Origin of the sequence: Halobacteriovorax sp. DPLXC-1 (assembly GCF_036903125.1) — a bacterium.
Lineage (GTDB): Bacteria > Bdellovibrionota > Bacteriovoracia > Bacteriovoracales > Bacteriovoracaceae > Halobacteriovorax_A > Halobacteriovorax_A vibrionivorans.
Map to the genome: position 1 here is coordinate 475346 of NZ_JAYMCO010000003.1, position 21139 is coordinate 496484.

General features: G+C 33.7%; 25 protein-coding genes and 1 other RNA gene. 20 read left to right on the forward strand and 6 right to left on the reverse strand.

The window, feature by feature from the left end:
* The first annotated feature begins 35 nt into the window (after positions 1-35).
* From VCM44_RS12255 to ssrA, 3 genes are all read left to right on the forward strand, one after another.
* Complete coding sequence (locus tag VCM44_RS12255; RefSeq protein WP_334678925.1) at positions 36-857, forward strand: hypothetical protein; 822 nt, start codon at positions 36-38, stop codon at positions 855-857.
* On the forward strand, positions 844-1425 hold the full coding sequence (locus tag VCM44_RS12260) for a pyroglutamyl-peptidase I (RefSeq protein WP_334678927.1): 582 nt from the start codon (positions 844-846) through the stop codon (positions 1423-1425). Before VCM44_RS12255 ends, VCM44_RS12260 begins: the two co-directional genes overlap by 14 nt.
* Positions 1426-1785: 360 nt before the next feature.
* Positions 1786-2157: a transfer-messenger RNA gene (gene ssrA / locus VCM44_RS12265) on the forward strand.
* Positions 2158-2586: 429 nt separating this feature from the next.
* Here the strand turns inward: ssrA and VCM44_RS12270 are convergent.
* Positions 2587-2823 carry a hypothetical protein gene (locus VCM44_RS12270; RefSeq protein ID WP_334678928.1) on the reverse strand — a complete coding sequence of 79 codons (237 nt, stop codon included), beginning with the start codon at positions 2821-2823 and terminating at the stop codon, positions 2587-2589.
* Between the two features lie 102 nt (positions 2824-2925).
* Entirely contained in the window at positions 2926-3678 is a 753-nt protein-coding gene (locus VCM44_RS12275; protein WP_334678929.1) for a hypothetical protein, read from the reverse strand.
* A gap of 715 nt (positions 3679-4393) precedes the next feature.
* Between VCM44_RS12275 and VCM44_RS12280 the strand changes: the two genes are divergently transcribed.
* The 3 genes from VCM44_RS12280 (at position 4394) to VCM44_RS12290 (ending at position 6325) form a co-directional block, all read left to right on the forward strand.
* A complete protein-coding gene (locus VCM44_RS12280; protein WP_334678930.1) occupies positions 4394-4681 on the forward strand; it encodes a helix-turn-helix domain-containing protein in 288 nt (95 codons plus the stop codon).
* A 123-nt stretch (positions 4682-4804) separates the two neighbouring features.
* Positions 4805-5698, forward strand: coding sequence for a reverse transcriptase family protein (locus VCM44_RS12285; RefSeq protein WP_334678931.1), 894 nt, complete (start codon positions 4805-4807; stop codon positions 5696-5698).
* A gap of 15 nt (positions 5699-5713) precedes the next feature.
* On the forward strand, positions 5714-6325 hold the full coding sequence (locus VCM44_RS12290; RefSeq protein ID WP_334678933.1) for a hypothetical protein: 612 nt from the start codon (positions 5714-5716) through the stop codon (positions 6323-6325).
* On the opposite strand, the gene VCM44_RS12295 is transcribed toward VCM44_RS12290, so the two are convergent.
* Complete coding sequence (locus tag VCM44_RS12295; RefSeq protein ID WP_334678934.1) at positions 6303-6584, reverse strand: hypothetical protein; 282 nt, start codon at positions 6582-6584, stop codon at positions 6303-6305. The two genes, VCM44_RS12290 and VCM44_RS12295, sit on opposite strands and share 23 nt — an antisense overlap.
* A 1327-nt stretch (positions 6585-7911) precedes the next feature.
* Between VCM44_RS12295 and VCM44_RS12300 the strand changes: the two genes are divergently transcribed.
* Both VCM44_RS12300 and VCM44_RS12305 read left to right on the forward strand, forming a co-directional pair.
* Positions 7912-8949, forward strand: coding sequence for a restriction endonuclease PLD domain-containing protein (locus VCM44_RS12300; RefSeq protein ID WP_334678935.1), 1038 nt, complete (start codon positions 7912-7914; stop codon positions 8947-8949).
* Complete coding sequence (locus VCM44_RS12305; RefSeq protein ID WP_334678936.1) at positions 8949-10820, forward strand: Z1 domain-containing protein; 1872 nt, start codon at positions 8949-8951, stop codon at positions 10818-10820. Before VCM44_RS12300 ends, VCM44_RS12305 begins: the two co-directional genes overlap by 1 nt.
* Before the next feature lie 35 nt (positions 10821-10855).
* On the opposite strand, the gene VCM44_RS12310 is transcribed toward VCM44_RS12305, so the two are convergent.
* The 3 genes from VCM44_RS12310 to VCM44_RS12320 all read right to left on the reverse strand — a co-directional run bounded on the left by VCM44_RS12310 (position 10856) and on the right by VCM44_RS12320 (position 12830).
* On the reverse strand, positions 10856-11866 hold the full coding sequence (locus tag VCM44_RS12310; RefSeq protein ID WP_442905010.1) for a DNA cytosine methyltransferase: 1011 nt from the start codon (positions 11864-11866) through the stop codon (positions 10856-10858).
* A gap of 148 nt (positions 11867-12014) precedes the next feature.
* Positions 12015-12362 (reverse strand): hypothetical protein, encoded by a 348-nt coding sequence (locus VCM44_RS12315; protein WP_334678938.1) that lies wholly within the window; start codon positions 12360-12362, stop codon positions 12015-12017.
* Positions 12363-12830 carry a hypothetical protein gene (locus VCM44_RS12320; protein WP_334678939.1) on the reverse strand — a complete coding sequence of 156 codons (468 nt, stop codon included), beginning with the start codon at positions 12828-12830 and terminating at the stop codon, positions 12363-12365.
* An 818-nt stretch (positions 12831-13648) separates the two neighbouring features.
* Between VCM44_RS12320 and VCM44_RS12325 the strand changes: the two genes are divergently transcribed.
* From VCM44_RS12325 to VCM44_RS12380, 12 genes are all read left to right on the forward strand, one after another.
* On the forward strand, positions 13649-13951 hold the full coding sequence (locus tag VCM44_RS12325; RefSeq protein ID WP_162929525.1) for a hypothetical protein: 303 nt from the start codon (positions 13649-13651) through the stop codon (positions 13949-13951).
* 60 nt (positions 13952-14011) lie between these two features.
* Positions 14012-14677 carry an NERD domain-containing protein gene (locus VCM44_RS12330; protein ID WP_334678940.1) on the forward strand — a complete coding sequence of 222 codons (666 nt, stop codon included), beginning with the start codon at positions 14012-14014 and terminating at the stop codon, positions 14675-14677.
* A 34-nt stretch (positions 14678-14711) separates the two neighbouring features.
* On the forward strand, positions 14712-14909 hold the full coding sequence (locus VCM44_RS12335) for a hypothetical protein (RefSeq protein ID WP_120404316.1): 198 nt from the start codon (positions 14712-14714) through the stop codon (positions 14907-14909).
* A 251-nt stretch (positions 14910-15160) separates the two neighbouring features.
* Positions 15161-15829 carry a hypothetical protein gene (locus VCM44_RS12340; RefSeq protein WP_162929526.1) on the forward strand — a complete coding sequence of 223 codons (669 nt, stop codon included), beginning with the start codon at positions 15161-15163 and terminating at the stop codon, positions 15827-15829.
* A gap of 182 nt (positions 15830-16011) precedes the next feature.
* On the forward strand, positions 16012-16536 hold the full coding sequence (locus tag VCM44_RS12345; protein ID WP_334678941.1) for a hypothetical protein: 525 nt from the start codon (positions 16012-16014) through the stop codon (positions 16534-16536).
* Between the two features lie 34 nt (positions 16537-16570).
* The gene (locus VCM44_RS12350; RefSeq protein WP_334678942.1) at positions 16571-17020 is read left to right on the forward strand and encodes a hypothetical protein; all 450 of its coding nucleotides are present in this window, start codon (positions 16571-16573) and stop codon (positions 17018-17020) included.
* Position 17021: 1 nt separating this feature from the next.
* Positions 17022-17747, forward strand: a complete 726-nt coding sequence (locus tag VCM44_RS12355) for a M23 family metallopeptidase (RefSeq protein ID WP_162929528.1) — start codon at positions 17022-17024, stop codon at positions 17745-17747.
* Between the two features lie 112 nt (positions 17748-17859).
* Positions 17860-18480: a hypothetical protein gene (locus tag VCM44_RS12360; RefSeq protein WP_334678943.1), complete on the forward strand. Its 621-nt coding sequence runs from the start codon at positions 17860-17862 to the stop codon at positions 18478-18480.
* Between the two features lie 2 nt (positions 18481-18482).
* On the forward strand, positions 18483-19526 hold the full coding sequence (locus VCM44_RS12365) for a DUF2157 domain-containing protein (RefSeq protein WP_334678944.1): 1044 nt from the start codon (positions 18483-18485) through the stop codon (positions 19524-19526).
* A 233-nt stretch (positions 19527-19759) separates the two neighbouring features.
* Positions 19760-19903, forward strand: coding sequence for a hypothetical protein (locus VCM44_RS12370; RefSeq protein ID WP_334678945.1), 144 nt, complete (start codon positions 19760-19762; stop codon positions 19901-19903).
* 306 nt (positions 19904-20209) lie between these two features.
* Positions 20210-20500, forward strand: a complete 291-nt coding sequence (locus VCM44_RS12375) for a hypothetical protein (protein ID WP_334678946.1) — start codon at positions 20210-20212, stop codon at positions 20498-20500.
* 106 nt (positions 20501-20606) lie between these two features.
* Complete coding sequence (locus VCM44_RS12380; RefSeq protein ID WP_334678947.1) at positions 20607-21134, forward strand: flavodoxin domain-containing protein; 528 nt, start codon at positions 20607-20609, stop codon at positions 21132-21134.
* Positions 21135-21139: the final 5 nt, after the last annotated feature.

The following is a 21139-nucleotide window of genomic DNA, read 5'->3' on the forward strand; positions in this document are numbered from 1 at the left end:
CCGCAAGGGGGCTTTTTTTTTGCTAGTATGCCACTATGAAAAATCTATTCTTAGGGACACTTACATTATTGAGCCTTGCGGCAAATGCTAACCAATGTGCAAATCTTGAAGAGATTGCCAACACTTTCAAAAAAGATCTAAAGGCAGAACTTGCAAATACAATTTATCCACAGGATAAGGCCGGGCAAGAAGAGTTTCGCGCAAAAGTTGGAGCAAAACTCAACTATCTTAAAGGCTTAAAACACTCAATTGAAGTTTGCTATGAAGACTATGGCAAGCCAAAGTTTTATAGCTGTCAGATGTCATCCGATCTTTTAAAAGAAGAACACCATGATAATCTGAGAACGTCTTATTCATCATCAATTTCGATTGATTACGAATGTAAGGCGGAACTTTTTCTTGGCCTAACCATTACAAGAAATACGAATAGTGGAAAAATCGTTTATATGGAAGCGGCGGATAATTATGTTTTAAACACGCTTTATAAGTGCTCTGGAAGTTATACAAATGATGAATACTCTTTTAGAAAAGTACTTGTCTCTCCCGATAGTGTTTTCATCATGGATCAGTATTTAATTTATCGCACTGATGTAAAGGTCATTGCTAAGAAGTATCACAATAAGAATGACTTTAGAGTTGAGTATACAGATTCTGAAGTGATCTTTCACTATGGGGATGCTTTTGTTGCTATCTCAAAAGCAAATGGTGAGGCCACGCGTTCTAACTTCATCTCAATGGATGAGTTAACGGAAGGCACTTGTCAGACTCGCTTTGATGCTGAAAAGAATATTATCTATCCGCGCACAAATATTGATGAGAAGCGTTGGGGCTTTGAATTAGAATATGTCACGCACTAAAAAAGTTCTCATCACAGGCTTTGAACCATTTGATGGAGGGGAGATAAACCCCTCTGAAATTCTCGTTGAAAAATTCGATAGTGAAATTCCAGGACTTGAGATCCACAAGCTTATCCTGCCTGTGGTTTTTAAGAAGTCCCTTGCAATCCTAAAGAAAGAGGCCTTCTTTTTAAATCCAGACTTTATTATTTGCTTAGGATTAAATGCGAAGGTGAGTGAGATTAATTTGGAGGCGATCGCTCATAATCTTGATGATGCTCGCACTGATGATAATGAGGGCAATCGCCCACAAGAAGAAGTCATCTTTGAAGATGGCCCTGAGACTTTAGATTCCACGCTACCTCTTAGGGAGATGGAAGATGCCATCCTAGCAGCGCAGATTCCTGTTGCCATCTCTCGCGACTGTGGCCGCTTTGTTTGCAATCACGTCTTCTATGGAATTCGCCGTATCATTGATATGAAGAAGATGCGGGCCAAGGCCGGCTTTGTGCACCTTCCGCCATTTGAAAAGCTGAACGTCGCCCAGCAGAGCAGTGCGCTTGAAGTAATGCTTTCTGCGCTAAAATAGAAGGGCGCAACTTTCGCTGCGCCCCCGAACTTAGAGTTTACCTAGTAAAATCAAGACTTTAATAAGTAAAACAGCTAGTTCTAAAATTGGTAAAATCTCTTCCATGAAACCTCCGTTGGAGTCCTCTTCATTGAGGAAGAGAAATGGAAGATCTCACCAAAATATGCTAAAATAAATTTGATCTTGTGCCTCCGAGCCCAAGTTCTAAAATTGGTAAAAAGAAGCACCCCGTTTTATACGGGGTCTTTTTATATGGGGCCATGCAAGTCATCTTCTGAACCGATTTCTTTCCACTTTTGAAATGCTGTGCTATACTGCCGCTTACGAATATTTGTTCCAATATCCGTGTCAAAATCTAATGGGGGTGCCCTGGTTTCGACGGGATGGCTGACAGGTATCCGGGCGTGTCCAGGCTGGTGTCCATGGTCCTGGTAAAAAGGAGACCGACGTTTAATTGCAGACGATTATGCAATGCCAATGGCTGCCTAATTATTTTTAGGATCTAGTCTTGTGAGGCGCTACTGCCAAGAAACAGAATGTAGCGACCCAGTTGAATCTGCTGGCTAACTAGGTTCCGAGGCTGCCGGGGCATCTCGTTAATCTGTCACCGGGGTTCGCCGAGGTCACCTATCTCGGACAGTCTTGTCTTCTGACGATAAATGAAGACTACGCACGTAGGCCGCTATCAAGACGTCATTTCGGACGTGGGTTCGATTCCCACCACCTCCACCACGATCTTCTAACTATTTAATATTATTCAGCTTTTCGTGGTGGTTGCCTTGTCGTGTGGCAACGGTTATTTAAGGTATGTCTTGATTAAATGTAATCCAAATCCTGATATCAATAGAACGAACACGGCTCTAATTGATATCGAAATCATGGCTTTTACGAAGTCGTCATAGTTCAAACCATTATCTGAAATACTTTTAAAATGCTTTTTTACATATAGAACTTCCTTTAAGTACTTAGGAAGCTTTGGAATATCTGTAAGAAAGAAGGGTTTTAATTCTCCATGAAGCAAAGCGAAAGGTAGTGTAAAGAATAAACATATAAATGAGATGCCTATAATTAAGGCAGAAGTAACTGTGGGGATTAAGAATGTTATTTCTAGTATTAAAGTTAATTCTTTCACTTTTCAAACTTTGGGTACTTATGTCCTTATTATTCATTAAAGAAAATATTAATTATTAAATTATACAACCGACTTATAGATAAGAGTAGAGCAATCGTTTTAGTAAGTATATGCTGATTAATTAATTCGAAAATAGTGTTATGTGAGAAGTCATAAACTCGAAACACTGAACTATCAACTTTCAGTTTATTTATTTCAACTTTGACTGAGAGGAAGCTCGATGCTTCTTCGATACTTAATAATGCTTTTACTTGTAATTGTGACATTTAAGTCCTCCTTTATATCGTGGCCAACATCATTGTTGGCTCGTTTATAAAGGTATGACTTAATTAATTGTTCTATAACGGGAGAAACGTGTAAGAGTTTTTTTACACGATTCCTGTGGCCCTTTCTTTAATAATTTCGGTAAGTTGCTTGATGCAGGTTTTTTTGTAGTGATTAAGCTTATTTTCTAAATTTGCTTTATTATCGTAGCTCCATTCGAGCTTTTTTTGGAATAATTGGTCAAAGAAGTACTCATGTGTAATGGCCATATAATCAATATAAGTCGCCCAATAGTTTCTATATTGTTCTTTGAATCGGTCTTTTAAAAACAAATAGAATCTATATTCGAATACGTGTTTGTGCTTATAATTGATTAAATAGAAATGTGATTGCTCTACACCATCTTTGATTCCATCATAGTCATAGCCTGTAGGTGTGCCTGAAATAAGTTGTTCAATAATAGCTTCTTCAATATTTACAGCTCTCATTCGTTCTACCGCATCTTGCGATAGATACTCTTTCATATCTCTTGTCGAAGGATTCTTCATCATTGGTCTACGAAACTTTTGTTTTGAATATAACTTGTTGCTGTATAGTAAGAATATTGATGACCTAAAATATCTTTGAACGTTCTCTGAGAACTTTTTGTCTTTACCAATTAGCCTTTCAACTTTTTCTTCGTACTCCTCTAATTTCTCAAGATTAGGGAGAAATGTTTGAAGGTAGTCATACAGTTCTTGAGAGTTAATAAGAGTGACTATTTCTTCTTGTGTAAAGCCGTCAGAAAATAAGTTTCTAATAGAGCTTGGTGGAATATATAGATTCCCTTTTTTATTAATAAAATCATTAAAAATCATACTATTATTATCGATATTCATTTTTTAACCTTTCGTTTCGTCTAACTTAAAATACAGGAATAAGAACCACAATAATGTTCTCCTAATTGAGTATTATTTACTTTAGCTCATAAGTTGCTGTAATAACATATCTCTGTGTGAGATAATTATTATCTCTGTTGGAGATATACTCCTTGACTTAGATATCTCTGTGTGAGATAATTGTTTTGTAGAAATGAAAGGGACTGTGCCATGATGTAGTTTGGACACAAGACTTTTATAGCCTTTGTGTTCGGAACGTATTTTCGCGTTCGTATTCTTTTCTCCGCGGGTAAAGCATCCCGTCACCTAGTGACACTTATATAATACTTACCTGCACGAGAAGGGCGCAGTACTTGTCCTTGGCTGACAAGTACTGCTTATTAGAGAGCATTACGAAAAGCCTGTTTTATCCCTACTCCTTAAGCTTGGCATGTCACTCGTGCAATTACGCCAATGTGACAATTTAAGGAGAATTTGATGAATTCGAATGAAGTAAATCAGAACGAAAGTTCTACAAAACAGGTTGGGCTAAAAAGCTTTAAGTCAAAATTAGGAAATGGAATTGCAGTTTTAAAATTGCTTTTAAGATTCCTGTCTTTAGTACACAAGTTTTTTAAGTGTATAAAGGTCTTAATTAGTATTTTAAGCGACTGGTTCTAGTAATGCTCTCTTTATATAAAAAAGGAGAACAATTATGATTGGGCAAATTTTACGTTACATAAGAAACTTTCATAAAGTATCACTAACTGAACTTTCTGAGGAATTTGAAATTTCTCAAGGTTATTTATCTGATATTGAAAGAGGAGTAAAAAAACCTTCTCTTGAAATAATCGATCTATACTCAACGAAATTTAATATTCCATCTTCTGGTATATTATTTTTCAGTGAGAATTCTGATGATCCAAAACAGTTAAAAAAACTTCGTACTTTTATCGGTAAAAGGGCTTTAGATATTTTAGACTATGTAAATCATCATAGGTAAGTGAGATAGTTGATCGTGTTTCGAGACATCAAAAGTTCAAAGCTATATGGCTTAAAAAGTAAACGAAGACTATGTGAGTTTATTTTAGGTATTGAATATTCATTAAATGACTTAAGAGTATTGATGTCAGATAGCTCTTATATTGTTAGAGATCAAATTGTAAATGGAAAGCCTAGAGAAATTCAAGAGCCCAATAAGCGTTTGAAGCCAATTCATAACAAAGTGAAGAAGCTTCTTGCACAAGTCCTTACTCCCAGCTATTTATATTCAAGTAAACGATTTTGCAGTTATAAAGATAATGCAACATCTCATAATGCAAATGATAATTGCCTTACTGTAGATATCTTCTCTTTTTATCAAAATACCCAACAGTGTTATCTAAAATCATCTTTAATTCACTTCTTTAAAATGTCTGGTGATGTTGCTGACGTTTTGGCTAATATTTTATGCTATAATGGCCATATTCCGACAGGGAGTCCTTCTAGTCAAATAGCTGCATATTGGGCATATAAACATACTTTTGATAAAATTAATTCATTAAGTGTCGCTAGAAATATTACATTTTCTCTATATGTAGATGATATGACTTTTTCAAGCTCTGAAAAGATAGATGATGACTTCTATCGAAAGGTTAGTGGTTTACTAAAGACTGTCGGACTAAGTATTAAAAATACAAAGACTAAAGCTTTTGGAAAGTATGAAGATAAACATATCACAGGAATTGTTTTACCTAGTGGAAGCAATATACCAAGGGTTGCTAATTGTAAGAGAAAATCTCTATTTGAACAATTGAACTCTGATGTATTATTTCTAAAGGATATGAGAAGTATTGCTGGACGAGTTAATCAAATTAACTATGTTGAAAATGACTTATTTTGTCCAAACTTAAAGTCTAAAGTAAAGAAGCATTTGAAAAGAACAGAGCTCTTTACATTGCTCTTTTTTATCATGTGTAGAAAGAACCCGTTATTAACGATTAATTCTTTTGATTTATGGTTTAAAAACTATTTAAAGTAGGTGATGTATAAGATTATGAAATTTACACTTGAACAAACAATTGAGATTTTAGGCTTAAATCAAATTGAAAATGCTATATTTTCTTCATTGTTTATTCAACAATTATACAATGGTATTAATACATATAATGTGGACTCTGGTGCTGTTGTAAGAGCTATTAGAGGTATTGGTTCATCAACTCAGAAAAAAATTTCAAAAGAAAGACAGTTTTATGGAGAAGAGCTTAAAGGTTTGCACTATATTCATTGGTTTGAAGCACGCTTTATTGTTAAGAATTTGTCTAATCATTGGAAACTAGATTGTGAAAACTCTATGAAGTTTCACTCTCAAACTAAGCAATCGTTCTCTAAACAAGGAATTAGAATAGGTGATTACATTAGTGAAGAAGCCATAAATCAGTTTACACATGACTTTGTTCAGGGATTTCATGATAGAGCATTAAGTAATAAATTGACTGGAGAAAGGGTGATTTACCTGAATCACAATGACGAGAGATATTTTTTGACTCTTGCCTTTCATTCAGAGTCTGATGAAGAGGTAAGGCAAAGAATTGAAAAATTTTGTTTTAGTGAATGGCCGTTTATTAAAGATTACTTAAATACTTCTAATAATCAAAATCATCACTAATCCCGTCGTTATCATCATCGTTATCAAATTGATTATAAATTCCGTCATTATCATCGTCTCTAGTTACTGCTTCATTATATGTACCGTAACTACTATCATTATACCTACCACGACCTAAGTTGTTAGTTTTAGTGTTATCCGGAGTACTTCTATAATGGCCTCTAACATAGGTACCATCTTTACGGGTGTATCCATTAACCCAAGTTGTTCCTGCAATAATTGTATTCCCAATAAGTATTAGAATTAGAAGTTTCATCATGTTTTATCCCCCTCAAGATGATTGAATCTTAACATTGGATCACTAATTTTATTTTTTTTATGAGTTTCTGATAGGTTATCTGTATTTATGCTAGCTAATTAAGGTGTTATTAGTTGGCAGTATTGAATGAATATCTTGGATTAAGTTGGTAGGGACCGAAACCTTAGTATATTGAATATGTGGCAAATCGTGTGGCAAGATTCACTAATTTTTGAGTCAAAAATTTTTGAAAAATAACAAAAAAAGATAAGTCATTAATTCTTGATTGGTGAGATATTTCTAGAACCGTCGCCATTGGCGGTTTTTCGTGTGGCAGATATGTGGCAAAGTAGAATATTGCCCTCCACACTAGAATAATGAAGGAGACAGTAAGCCCAAATCCTTATGCGATTTTGGTTAGTTATTTGATTGTGGTCTAGTTTTGCCACACGTGCTCTGTTGTAATCGTCGATTATTAGCTATGCTTGGCCGTTTTTGGCAATCCCACCACCTCCACCAAGCGCATGCGCGTTAAAGCTCCAAAGGAGTTTTAACGAGCCGCTACCTCCCCAACATTTGGAAATTTGAGTTACGCCGAGAGGAGTGCATTTATGCACGACGGTTCGGTAATGGAGGTATGGGAAAGGCTTTCGGCTGTTCGCTAGGATGGAGTTTCGCCGTTTTGAATTCGCGACGTTGCAACGTCGGCGATGCATAGGCGGAGACTAGCTTTCTTAATGACTCAATTCAAATGTGCAAAATTGTGGCAGGATATCTTTTTTACTCTATAATAGACTAATTGTTTTCTGGCTTTATATATTTATTTTTTAACAGTAGCAGGAAGGCTATTGCTAAGGTTTCGGAAAGTATTGTGTAGGTAGTTTGCTCTAACGTGGTAAATGAAGTTTCATAATTTAGTTGAAACATTGGAAAGTATAGATATGGAATATAGATCATTATAAAAACAACTAAGAACACAGAAATTTTTCTAATAATCTCTACTTTAAAAATATTACCCAAGCCTATTGCTGTAATAAATATGTGTGCAGGGTTTATTTCATTGGTTAAAGAAAAAATGTAAGTAGTAATACCAAGAAATATAATAGATATACCTATAATATAATGCCTATATCTTTCTAGTAATTTCGAAAAAAACTTCATGGTATAACTTTATCATATATTTGTTTAGCTTTATCTTTGTTACATTGAAAACTATTAGTCAGTGATTTTAACGACTTCGAAGCCAAAATATATTGTTTTATTAAGTTGTTGATTTTGTTCATTTTTTTTGTTTATTGTCCGACAAATTGTTAAGTGAAAAATAACTTATTAACAGAGGGAGCTTAAATTGCTTTTTAGTATGGATAACCCATTTTCCATGAGATATTTACGAGAATATTCATCATTTCCTGCTACTTTTCAAAAACACTTTAGAGATTCTTTTTGTATTAATATTGCAATTGGTTACGTTTCGAGCTCTTCTATCGAGTGGTTGATTGCAAATACAAAAAAACAAAAGATCAATTTATTTATCGGTCAACATTTTTATGAGGGGCTAACTCCCTTGCATGTGAAACTCTTAAAGAAGCTATGTCTCATGTTAAATGAGGAAAATGGTGATGTCAGAGTTATTAGGGGGTTACGATATCATGGAAAAGTATATCAATTTAATCTTGATAATCAGAGTAGATGTTATGTGGGTTCTTCAAATTTAAATGATATTACTGAAGGGCATGAGTCATTTGAAGTGAATGCAGAAGTCAACGATATAGAAGGTTGTAATAAGCTTTTTCAAATGCTTCAATCGCATAGTAAGTCATTTAATGATGTAAAAGAAGATGAGTTCAAGCTAGTTTCTAAAAATATCTTAATGAGTCAGCATCGTGATGTGATGAAAGTCGATATTAACTATATAGATGATATTAAAAATAAAACTACGGACAATGTATTTGAAATTGAACTTAAAACTTCTGAGAAAAGCAATCTTAATATTTTCAATGGTACAGGTAGAAAAAGAAAGGATGGAAGTTTTCAGCCACGTTCATGGTATGAAGCTGAAATTATTGTAAGTCGAACAATTACGGGGAATGAGGCTTATCCAAAAGGAGTAGAGTTCTACGTTGTTACAGATGATGGATATAAATTTATATGTACTACATCTGGCTCAAATAATAAAAACTTTAGATCAGTTGGAAAATTAGGAGTACTAGGCTACTGGATAAAAGGAAAGCTTGTATCGTATGGCGTACTTGAGGAGGGCCAATTGTTAACTAATGAAGTACTTGAAGAATATGGTAATAAGTTTATTCGATTAATTGAAACAAGTGAATCATATGGGGGGCTACCTGTTTGGTATTTAGAATATAAATTTAAAGGAGATTTTTAATGAAGAATTTGGATATGTATATTGAGCATGTAGCGGCTGATGATAAGAGTAGGGAAGAGGCTCTTAGGGATAATGTTAAAGAGTTTAAAAAGAATGTTTTGGATAAATTTACTCTTAATGGTGTTGAGACTGCGCTATTTTTAGGTCATGTACAATCAGGGAAGACATCAGAAGTTATCTCTGCTTTAAGCCTTTGTGCTGATGAGGGGTATAAGAGCTTTATTGTTCTAACTTCAGGTAATGTGATGTTACAAAAACAAACTTATACTAGGTTTAAAGAAAGCCTTATTGATATTGATGTGTATGATGAACACGAAATTTCAGATTTTCAAAGAAACGGTTTGCGTTCAGCTTCTGTTATAGTTTTGAAAAAGAATAGTAAAAAGCTCGAGTCTTGGATAGATACATTAAAATCAGTTGAGGCATTTGCCACCAGTCCTCTTGTCCTTTTTGATGATGAAGCAGATGCTGAAAGTTTAAATACTAAAGTGAATGAAGAAGACACGAGTACAATTAATCGACTTTTACTAGAAATTGTAAAAATCCCCTCTTCTACATTATTTGTACAGGTTACAGCAACACCATATGCAAATCTTTTGCAATCAGATGATAGTCTTAGTAAGCCTACTCTTTTTCACTTGTTTGAACCCGGGGAAAGTTATTTAGGTGGAGACTACTTTTATGATCCAAATAGTGGAACTAATATAAATTTAAATGACGGTGAATTAGATGAATTTCTAGAGGAAACGAATTGCCCTCGAGGACTTGCAAAGTCGATTTTTTATTATATTCACTGTTGTATGTATATAGACAAGTTTAAATCAAAACGAGTAAATAACTTCTTAATACACCCTGGGATTAGTAAAGATTCACATAAGCTTGCTAAGAAGTATGTTCAAGAGGTCTTTGATTTATCTGAAAAAAATATGAATTTGTGGGCTGATTATTTTAAAGAGGAATTTGAAGAGGTTCAAAATATATTTTCACAATACTTTACAATGACTATGGAAGAGTTTGGGTATTACTGTTGGAAAACTCGTGTTCGTATAAAGAATAGTGATGAGGATATAGATGCAAACGATCTTAAAAGAGGTTTTAATGTAGTAATTGGTGGGAACTCTCTTGGTAGAGGAATTACAATCCCTGCTTTAAATACAGTATATTACATTAGGAATTCAAATACTCCTCAGCATGATACAGTTTGGCAACATTCACGTATTTTTGGCTATGATAGAGATAAAGATATTTGTAAAACCTTTATTCCAGATAGTTTATTTACTATTTTTTCTGAATTAAGTCAGGCTCATTATTCATTGTTTAGAACAGTTAGAAACAATGGACTTGAGGGTTTAACAATAATGTCTCCAACGGGTACAAGGCCAACGAGAAGAAACGTTTTGGATAATGAAGCGATAAACTTTATAATTGGAGGAGTTCAATACTTTTTAAAGGATGTTAATGATATAAGAACAGCTGAAATAGATTCAAAAATCTTGGAACTTTCAAAAGATGATGAATTTACTATTGATATTACTAAATTAAATGAGTTACTTAAGCTATTTGAAATTAACAGAAGTAACTTTCAGTTGCTTCAAAGGTGGATGTTTTCTTTAAAACTACTAAAAGAAAAAATGGGTGATACTGAAGTAAAAGTGTATATTAGGAAAGATCGTGATATAAAGTCAGATTATCGTTCTGTTTTATCTGCTAATGATAATAAACTAATTAGAAAGAATACAGAAAGTATTTCAATATTTCTTTATCGACTAAAATGCACAAAGAGTAAAGGTTGGTCAGGGGGCCCGAGATGGGTACCAGTAATTCAGTTTCCAGAAAGAGACATTTTTTATACTAACTTAAATCAAGGTTAAAATAATATGAGCACGATTAATTTGTGCTCATATTATTAATTTAATATTTTTCGCATACTTATTGTTATTTTTATTTTTTCTGCAATTCTATGAATTACAGGAACACTTACAGAGTTACCAAACTGTTTATATAAGTGTGAATTAGCCATAAAATTAGGAATATAGAAGTCTTTTGGAAAACCTTGGAATGATGCACATTCTCTTGGGCTTAGTTTCCTTATTCTTCCTGTTCCTTTTTCTCTAATTAGAGGAACATTATGGCCACCAGTTCCCATATTTGCTGTTAGGGTAGGGCAAGCTTTACTTTTGTTCTCTCTTACATAAACTCTTCGCCATTGATAGATTGTATCTGTTTTAGTTATTGCTTTGTCGATTTGTTTATGAAGATCAAATCTCTCGTAATATAATGATTCGTCTTTTTGTTTTGTCTCTAAGATATTTGAAATTTTGTTTGTAAGATTAATCTTTTCTGGAAAGTCAAAATCAATATCTTTTCCTAGTGACTTCGTATCAAAACCAACAATATATATTCTTTCTCTTGTCTGAGGAATATTACCGTATTCCATTGTATTAAGTACTTTATAGAATACTTTGTATTTTAGTTTCTTTTCTAAGGTATCAAGAATTACTCTAAATGTATTACCTTTGTCATGGTTCATAAGACCTTTTACATTTTCAAGCAAGAAGGCTTTTGGTCTTTTGGCTTTCAAGATTCTTTCAATATCAAAAAATAAAGTACCTCTTGTATCTTCAAATCCTTTTCTTTCACCTGCAACAGAGAATGCTTGGCAAGGAAAGCCTCCAAGTAGTACGTCAAAGTTTGGAATTTGTTTTTCATTAATTTTTGTAACATCTTCAAAGTTTTCATCATGCATTTCACCAAAGTTACAAAAGTATGTAGCTTGAGCCTTCTTATCGACTTCACTGGTCATTACACATTCACCACCAGCCGCTTCAAAACCTAGTCTTACTCCACCAACGCCGGCAAAAAGATCAATGAATTTAAAATTTGCTTCTTTAGTTCCTTGATCTAGACTTCTCTTCATTAAGTGATTCGCTATTAATGGAGCTTCTTCTCGAATCTCACTAGGCTTACCAGCTTTTATTGAAATTAGGTAATTTGTAATCAGTGTTGCCAGTTCTTGTTTCTTTGTGTCTGTTGTAATTTCGAGGTTGTTCAAGTCTCTTCCTTTGCTAGTAAATGTCGTCCATAGAACTAGCTTTTAATATCTTTTCTTTGTTTCCGTACCTTGGATTTTGAGGGACATTTTTTCTATTTTCACCCATTTCAATAGGGATGATCTTTTTAGGGGTTCCCTTAAAAATTATTTTATATTTCTTGTTGTCGGGCATTTTAACTATCTTTTTAACTTCCGCTATATGAGTAAGAGATGAAATAGGCGCTTTTTGATAGGAAATAACATATTTTATAATTTTAACTTTTTCATCTTTAATTAAAATTGGGTACCAAGACTTTTCATTAATGAAAACACTCTCAAAATTCTCTTTTTTACATGCAACAATAAGAGTATCAAGCTTCATTCAATACCTCTTTACGTATTGTTTGCAAAACCAGCCTTTATTTATTTCATCACTGGCATTCTTTAGTTCTAACCTTCTTTTACTTGGAACTCCTCGCTTCCCCTTTGTGTATGTGAGGTCAAAAATTTCAGCACTACTTTTCCCTAAATGGTATTGTTCGATTAGATAGTCTATGGCCTTGCCTTGAGTAGAAGCTGTAAGGTAGTAAAACCCATTCCACACTGTTCCATTTATTTCTTTTTGGAATTCAAACCCATTATAATCAGATTCAATAAAGTCATTTATTTCAAAAAATATATGTTGTGCAGGGTTAGCTGGACCAATGGAATGATGTCCATCAATACGAAAAATCTCAGAGTTTTTCTTTCTCCACCTTTCTAAATATTCAACTAATGATTTAAGACCATCTAATTTATTGGATAAGTTAATTTTATCTATCGTGTGTTTGTTGTGTGCAATTTTCCCCATACTTAAATTTAAACTTTAAAATAAAGATCGAAAAGCTGCTAAGCGTAAAGGATTTAGTTTTTTCTATGTGAATTTAGCTATTTATATTTCAATAATTAAAATAATCTAAAAAAAATAAAGATTTCAAATATTTTTTTACGCTGGGTGTTGCTGGGTTTTTGTAATCTATTTATAAAAAATATATTTTTAAATCATATAAGTTTCTTACGTTTACTTTATTGATAATTCACTTTGCGTATTACTTATATTTGAGGAGGTGAAATGGGACGAAGAAAAACGCTAAAGTCTAATAAATACCCATATCATATTATGGCAAGGTCACATAATAAAACTTAGCTTTCTTTTCCACTAAAGGAGAGCTAGGTAATTAATTTGAGTTTGATCTATTTAAGACTAATGAAACTCTTGAATGGTTAAATAATAGCTTTAATGTCGATGAAGATAAAAGTATCTCTCAAGGTCTTCTTCGTCCAGACTTTCGTTATGGCAAGGAATCTCGAAATAGAATAGTTGAGCCAGACGTAATTCATCCAAGGTACATTAAATATGATAGTCTTTGGGAAAAGATTATTCCTATCGATAAATCGGATTCAAATCAAATTTCTCTCTTTTAGTTATAATAAACCATCTCAGTAAAAACTAGCACTTATTCCCAGAAACTTATGTCTATCTCAAGTTGATGATTTTGTTCAACTTTTCCACTCAATTGTCGATTAATGATTAATACAATTTTAAATTTGGTTACGCGGTGTCAATGAAAAAGCACCTGGAACGAGATCTAAAAAAGCACCTGGAACGAGATCTATGGGGGATGAAATATGAGAGTGTTATCAATAGTAACAATATTAATACTAATGACAAGTTGTGCGAACTTAACAGAAAAGGCCAAGAATCTTAGGAAGATTTCTTCTTTATCTCAGGCAAAAGGTTGCGTTAAAGTTGGACAAGTAAACACTTCTTCAGAGAGTAATTCTATTGGTGGGAATCCTTTCTATAATCATAGTGCAGAGGTCAAAATGTATAATATGGCCGCTGAATATGGTGATACTATTTATATTGCTAAGGATCAGCAAAACTTTACAGGTGTTGAGTACCAGGCGATTGTTTTTAGATGTATCTAAAATAAAATGGAAACATCAGTTTTATGTTTGATTTTTTTGTTCTCTCTATTCTTTGTTTTTTTGCAAAGTCTCAGAGGGGAGCTCAAAACAAGGTTTCAACTATATTTATTTTTAGATCGGTATCAATATCCTCGCTTCCATGATCTGATTATTCCTTCTAGTAATGGAACAACTCAACTTGATCATGTCGTTATTTCAAAATACGGTGTTTTTATTGTTGAGACAAAAAGCCATAAGGGTTGGATCTTTGGTAATGAAAACCAGAAAAACTGGACTCAGGTATTATTTAAAAAGAAGTTTTCTTTTCAAAACCCATTGAGACAAGTTTATAGACAAAAAAAGATATTGGCTGAGTTCCTAGGTATAGTGGAAAGTAAGATTTTTTCAATTATATATTTTAACGGTAAAAGTCATTTAAAAACTGATCTACCAAATAATGTCATGACCTCTTGTCTTGATACGTACATTCGAAGCCATACTGACCAGTTATTCAATGATGAAGAGGTTTTAGATCTTGTTAATAGAATAGAGTCTTTTAAAAAGAATTCTAATTTGAAACTAGCTGATCACTTAGAGTCTTTACAAAGTAGGCATAATTCAATGGTGACTTGTCCAAGGTGTGGAGGGAAATTGTTGAAGAAAGTTGCTCGACGTGGAAAGAATGCGGGTGGGGAGTTTCTTGGGTGTATGAATTATCCAAGGTGTCGCTTTACCCGAGATTTGTAATCATTGAAATTTAAAACCATGTTAGAATACAGATATGAGAGAACCCAAAAAACTACTTATTCAATTAAAGAAGTACTCAAAGTTTGAGTGGTTGTTAGTAGTTCTTCTTATCGTTTTTGTTTCATATATAAAATTTAGTCAGGCTGAGTCTAAGACTCGCTATCCGGCAGGTTATCCTAGTCAGTTATTAATACAGCATGATTCTAACGGTGAGGTTTTCATATTAAATTAGAGGTCATTTTAAAGAAGTTAAAATACTGGCTTTGGGACGATGCTGAATACCCGCCAGAGCTCTTCATTCCCTTAGGAATGATTCTTATTCCTTTGTTATTTTTCTTAATCGTACTATTTATAAAGTTCATCTTTTAATAAGTTTCAATTAGTTATCGTTCATATCTTGTTTTATTCATAAGTTCCTGATTTTGTTTATCTTTGTGGCATAATATGACGAGAAGAAGTTATAGAAAAATTAGAGGTGGTTTAATGAAGTTAGTATCAGTACTTACGATAATGCTTTTAGCTATAAGTTGTGCGTCTGTTAAGAAAGATTATGGCTATATGGGAGATTCATCTTATAAGAATAAGCCTGTATTGAAAAAATCATTAATTGATCCAGCTAAAGAACTTAGTGAAAAAGATATACAGCGACTTCTTTCCAGTAGGGTTAAGATTAATAAGAAGGTTAATATTGCTGTGACAAGATTGAATTCTAATAATGATTTTCAACGAATTGATGAGGAAGTTGCCCAGCGTTTATATAAACGAAGAAACTGGGGTGCGAAAGCTCAGTCGATTATTCCAATGCCACAACTTTTAATCGAGAGTCCTATTAGTCTCTCAAACTTAAGACGTTCAGCCGTTTTATTACAAGCTGATTTACTTGTTGTGATTGCACCAAGATCTGTTGTGGACTGGGATTTTAACTTCTTTGAAGATAATACGGCTAAGGCCACTACATCTCTCGAAGTTATTCTTCTTGATATACGTACAGGCGTTGTACCCTTTACATCTATCATTACAGAGACTGTTGAACTTAAGAAGATAAATAATGATTATTCGAACGAAGAAATGCTCGAAAGAGCGAGAATTGAGAGTGAGAAGAAGGCCTTGTTTCAAGTTTCAGGTCAAGTCGCTGGTTTTTTGAAAATGTGAAGCTTAAGTTTGATGGTTATTACGAATGATAAATGAAAAAAAGAAAATTATTATATTATATATAGTTGGCTATATTGCTTCATTTCCTGTGATCTTAATTTCTTTCCCAACAAATTATGTGTTGCAGATAGTTTATACTTTGGGTTTTCTTATTGGTTTGATTTTAGTTTTGTGGTTTTCAAATGAGTAACACGCTTAAACAACTTATATATTCAACTCCTTTTTTTGTTTCAATTATCTATATTGTGATTATAGTTGGGATAAATAATCAGTATATTGGAAAATATGGACTAGATATTAATTTGCAATTTGATTGGCTTATATATTCTTTTGCTCTTTCAATTTTAATCGTAGGCTATATTGATAAGATAATGAGGAAATATCATCCCAATCTTATTAATAGGTTTCTCTTGTGCGTTTGTACGTTAGCATCTTTTACGTATTCTTTATATGGAACTACTGAGCTTCTAAATTATAAATTTGCCAAAGGTCACCCTGAACACACCTTATATATCTTGGGCCCTGGATTCATTAATAATAATGGTGGGGAATGTTTTTATCTTTATAATAAAGTAGATGGTGACAGAGTTTCAAATCAAGCGATATGTAGAAAAAGGTACCCAAATATAAATAAAGGGGACTCTGTTGAGGTCGTTGTTATGGAAGGAGGATTATCTCGTTCTTGGGTCATTAGATATAAAATTTAACTTTAGGTTAATAAGTCGATGATAGGGGATACTAGTGTTACCATTTTTTATGCAGTCATATAAAATAGATGGAATAGAAGTTAATAATGATAGTTTTAATGTCTTAATCTCTAATCGAGAGTTATCTTCATTTAGTATTAACTATGATGATGTTTTATTTTTTATGTTTGATAGTAATGGTGGTCGGTTAAAAGCATCTTTTCTAACAAAGAAGGGATGGCTATTTAAGTATGGAACTCCTTTAAAAAAATATGAAATTGAGCCATTCATCAACAATGTTGGGATAGAGAGGATTGTTTTGATTAGAAGATTGGCTTCTATTATTATTTTGAGTCTTTCTTTTTTATGTTTTCTTGTATCGTATCTTTCTAATAATGTATTTAGAGTCGCTTTTATGATTTCGGGCTTTTCATATATCTATGGTTTTTACATTTGTTATCATAAGTTGTCTTGTTATAAGAATGTTGCAGGGAAAGGTGAATGATATGAAGTATATAATTGCAATTATTGTTATCTCAATACATATCGCTGGCTTTCTTTATTTAGATAATGAAATGAGAAGGGATAAGAAGGTTGAAGAATCTAAAGTTGTTCAAAAGAAAGAAGTAAAAAAGAAGAAGGTCGTTGATCTCTCTCGCTGGGGAGATAACTCGGAGACTACCCGCAAGATTAAGCACAGGAGAAAGAAAAAGTCTTTTGCTAGTAAGTACAGTTACTGTCTGCCATTTCGTGGTGGAAATACATTCTTAGTTACACAAATGGAAGGAGTCACTCATAAAGGGATGGCCAAGCATGCAATTGACTTTGGCTTAGAAGAGGGCGCAGAGATTACCGCATCACGAGGTGGAGTCGTTGTTGCTGCAGTAAATAGGTTTTCAGCAAGAGGGCAAACGGAAGATTTTTACGATAAGGCTAATCATATTATTATCGATCATGGTGACGGGACCTTTGGGATGTATGCTCACTTGATGCCAGATGGTCTTAAAGTTGACGTCGGTGATAACGTTAAGACTGGTCAGAGTATAGGTTATTCAGGAGAGACAGGCTATGTTTCTGGAGCACATCTTCATTTCGTTATTGGGTATTATAACTCAGATGGGTATTTAGAAGCACTTCCTGTTATGTTTGAAACCTTGGATCGAGGACGTATTCTATTAAATGCAGGACAAAGGTATCGTTCTTTCAGTAACTGTAGAAATCGTAAAATCTAATTTCAATTAGTTATCGCTGATCCCTTGTTTTATTCATAAGTTCCTGATTTTGTTCATCTTTATGACATAATATGACGAGAAGTAGTTACTCAAAAGTAAAAGAGGATTTTGGATGAATACGAAGAATATTTTAATTGTATTTGGTGCGTGTATATTAATTATTGTTGCCGGGGCCATAGGATACGGACAATATAAGGAATACGTTGATTCAAAGCTACTCTCAAAAGAAATTTTTATCGATAAAGATGGTAACGGTCTAGCCGATTACTCAGAAGCTCCACTTAAAGAATTATTAAGTGTTTCAGAAAAGATGGAGATTGGGGATGATGCTAAGAAGATTATTAGAACGGGCTTAAATAAAGTAATTCCTGCAATTGAAGATCTCTATACTAGTGATGAGCTAGAGACGAATGCAAAGTCCGTAAAGACCATGAGGTGTTTCTATCGTGAGCTAAGCTACTATCATAAGGAATATCAGCTCGATATGTATCAACTTATGCCATTAGTGAAGTACTGGGATCAAATTCAGTATCCTAATGGTGCTTCAAAAACATTCTTGCAAAAGAAAATTGGAAGAATTGGTGTTAAGTCAAAGATTAATAATAAGTACTGCTTTAATAATGGACTTGCTACTACTGTGAGACCTGAGCCGAAAGGCTTTGGTTTTGGCATTTTGAAAAAGGGTGCAGCGGCCGTTGGTGGTGCTTTAATGATCTTTGGTGGGGATCAGTAAGAATGGTGAAGATTACAAAAGAGGATCTTCATAATGCCGTTGAAAGCGGAATCTTAAAAGATGAGCAAGTCGATGCATTGTGGGACTCATTTACCAATACAACTAAAGTAAATTCAAAGTTTAATTTAACTAATGTCATATATTATTTCGGGGCCCTTCTCATTATTTTTGGTATGGGATGGAGAATGAATCAGGCATGGGAATTATTAGGAAGTCGAGTTATATTTAAGTATGGCCTTTCTTATACAATCTTTTTTGCAGGAACTGGCTACTTTTTATATCATAAAAAGAAGTTAGAGGTTGCAGGAGGGCTCTTAGTCACAGCAGCTGTTTGTATGGTTCCTCTTACAACATACGGCTTCATTAAGCTTCAAGGTATGTGGCCGGAAGGAAGCAGTTCCGCTTATAACGATTATCATATCTGGGTTAAACAATCCTGGCTTTATCTGGAGATAGCCACCATCGTATTCGCTGGCATTATGCTTCGTTTTATTCGTTTTCCATTTCTTACTGCGCCAATATTCTTTTCATTGTGGTATATGTCGATGGATTTAACTCCTCTGTTATTTGGTAAGAATGAATTTACAATGGATGAAAGAAAGCTTGTTTCAATTATCTTTGGTGCCTGTGTTTTAGTTCTTTCGTATTTAATTGATAAAAGAACAAAGAAAGACTTTGCATTCTGGGGTTATCTCTTTGGAATGTTCGCTTTTTGGGGCGGACTTAGTTATTCAAATAGTGATAGCGAACTTAGTAAGTTTGTTTATTTTGTCATTAATGTCTTATTTATCTTTATATCAGTCTTATTTAACAGAAAGATCTTCATTATATGTGGTGGGATTGGAAGTTTTGGATATCTTGGTCATCTTACACTTAAGATCTTTGCCAACTTTATTTCTTTTCCAATTGGTGTGAGTATTATTGGCTTAGCGATTATTTTTGTTGGAATAAAGTATCAAAAGAATAAAGAGAAAGTTGATGAGCGAGTTAAGAGTTTGATTCCTGAGTTTATCTTAAAATTAGCTCCGGCCCGAAGGGTAGATTAGTGAGAAAAATTAATTTCTTATAAACAAGAAACGCAATGAAAAAGCATCAACTCAAGCATTTTGTAAAAATAGGTATCAGGGTATTTATGAAGTCTTATCTATAGAGGTGAAAGTTCCAGAAGGTTGGCTGTCACGTTCTTGGATTGCTCGATAAAGAATAAATTTGGATGATTAAAGCTTAAAGAACGAAAAATTATCCACGATTTAGGTTTGCTCGGAGCTTTTAATTATTTATGAAAAAGAGAATAGGATTTACATTGATTGTAGTTGCCACTGTTTTTTGGTTTGAGTACTACACGCTTGGTGGGCTGGGGATCGCTTTTCTCTTAATTGATATTTGTACTACTTGCTATCAATTATCAAATGAAAAAGATTAGGTATGACTTATAATGAAAAATAAAAAAGTATGCTCAAATTGCAAACAAGAGATGAAACTGCCTTATTTCTTAAATAAGATTGAATTTAATTGTGAGAACTGTGGGCAAGAGTATATCTTTAAAATTGTACATTCAAAAAAGAAGTGGGGATATTTCTTTATTCTTTCTATATGTTATATCTCTCTTCAATTCATATTCAAAAATGAAAATATTAATAGCATCCTCTTCTTCATATATTTCTTCATTATTTTGTTGATTAATAGTTTTATGAAAGAAATCGTACAGATTGAAAAGAATGTTTAAATTATGGATATTGATAAAACAACAAAACATGCACAAGCTCGTTTCTTTTCTCGCTATGGCCGTGAGATTACGGTTGAGGAGTTAAGGTACATTCAAAATATGCTAAGGCATGAGTTAGATGATACGCAATATATTGGTCGAATTAAGCGTGGAGAAGAGGACTCATATCTTAGCTGTTATCATGGAACCTATGAAGGCATTGAGTTCTTTGCCTTATGTGATCCGGAGACTCTAGTTATTGTAACTTTCTTAAAAGAAGATCAGATCAGCCATTTTGAAGAGATCGAACTCTGAGCTTGTTGCGCAGTGTTTACGTAAAAGTCTGCTGGAACACTTTGGCTAGAACCTATTAATAAATTAAGTTTTTATCCTAGTACCAATCGTTTAAAATCGTATTACCATGAAAAAAGCACTCATCATCTATGCAACACGCGAAGGTCAAACCGAAAAAGTTGCACATAAAATTCGTGATCACTTTATTGAAGCTAAGCTCGAAACCTCTCTTCATGATGCAAGGACAATAGGGAATGTGAATTTAGAGGATTTTGACTTATTAGTCTTTGGTGGCTCCATGCATATTGGTGGGATCGAAAAAGAGTTGGTTAGCTTTATCAATGATCACAAGGAACAAATCGAATCAAAGCCGAATGCCTTCTTTCTCGTTCTATTAAGTGCGGCGACAAAAGATCCTGTGTTAAGAAAAGAGTGGTTAAACGATGCCCGCAAGAGAGTCGACAAGCAACTTATAACAAAGTTTAATCGGATTGAAATGGTGGCCGGGGCACTAAAGTATTCCAAGTATTCATGGCCGATGAAATGGATTATGAGAATGATTGCCAAGAGGGCCGGTGAAGGAACAGACTTTGGCCGTGATTATGAATACACTGATTGGAAGAAAGTTAAGGAATTTGCGTATAGTCTAATATAGGGTAT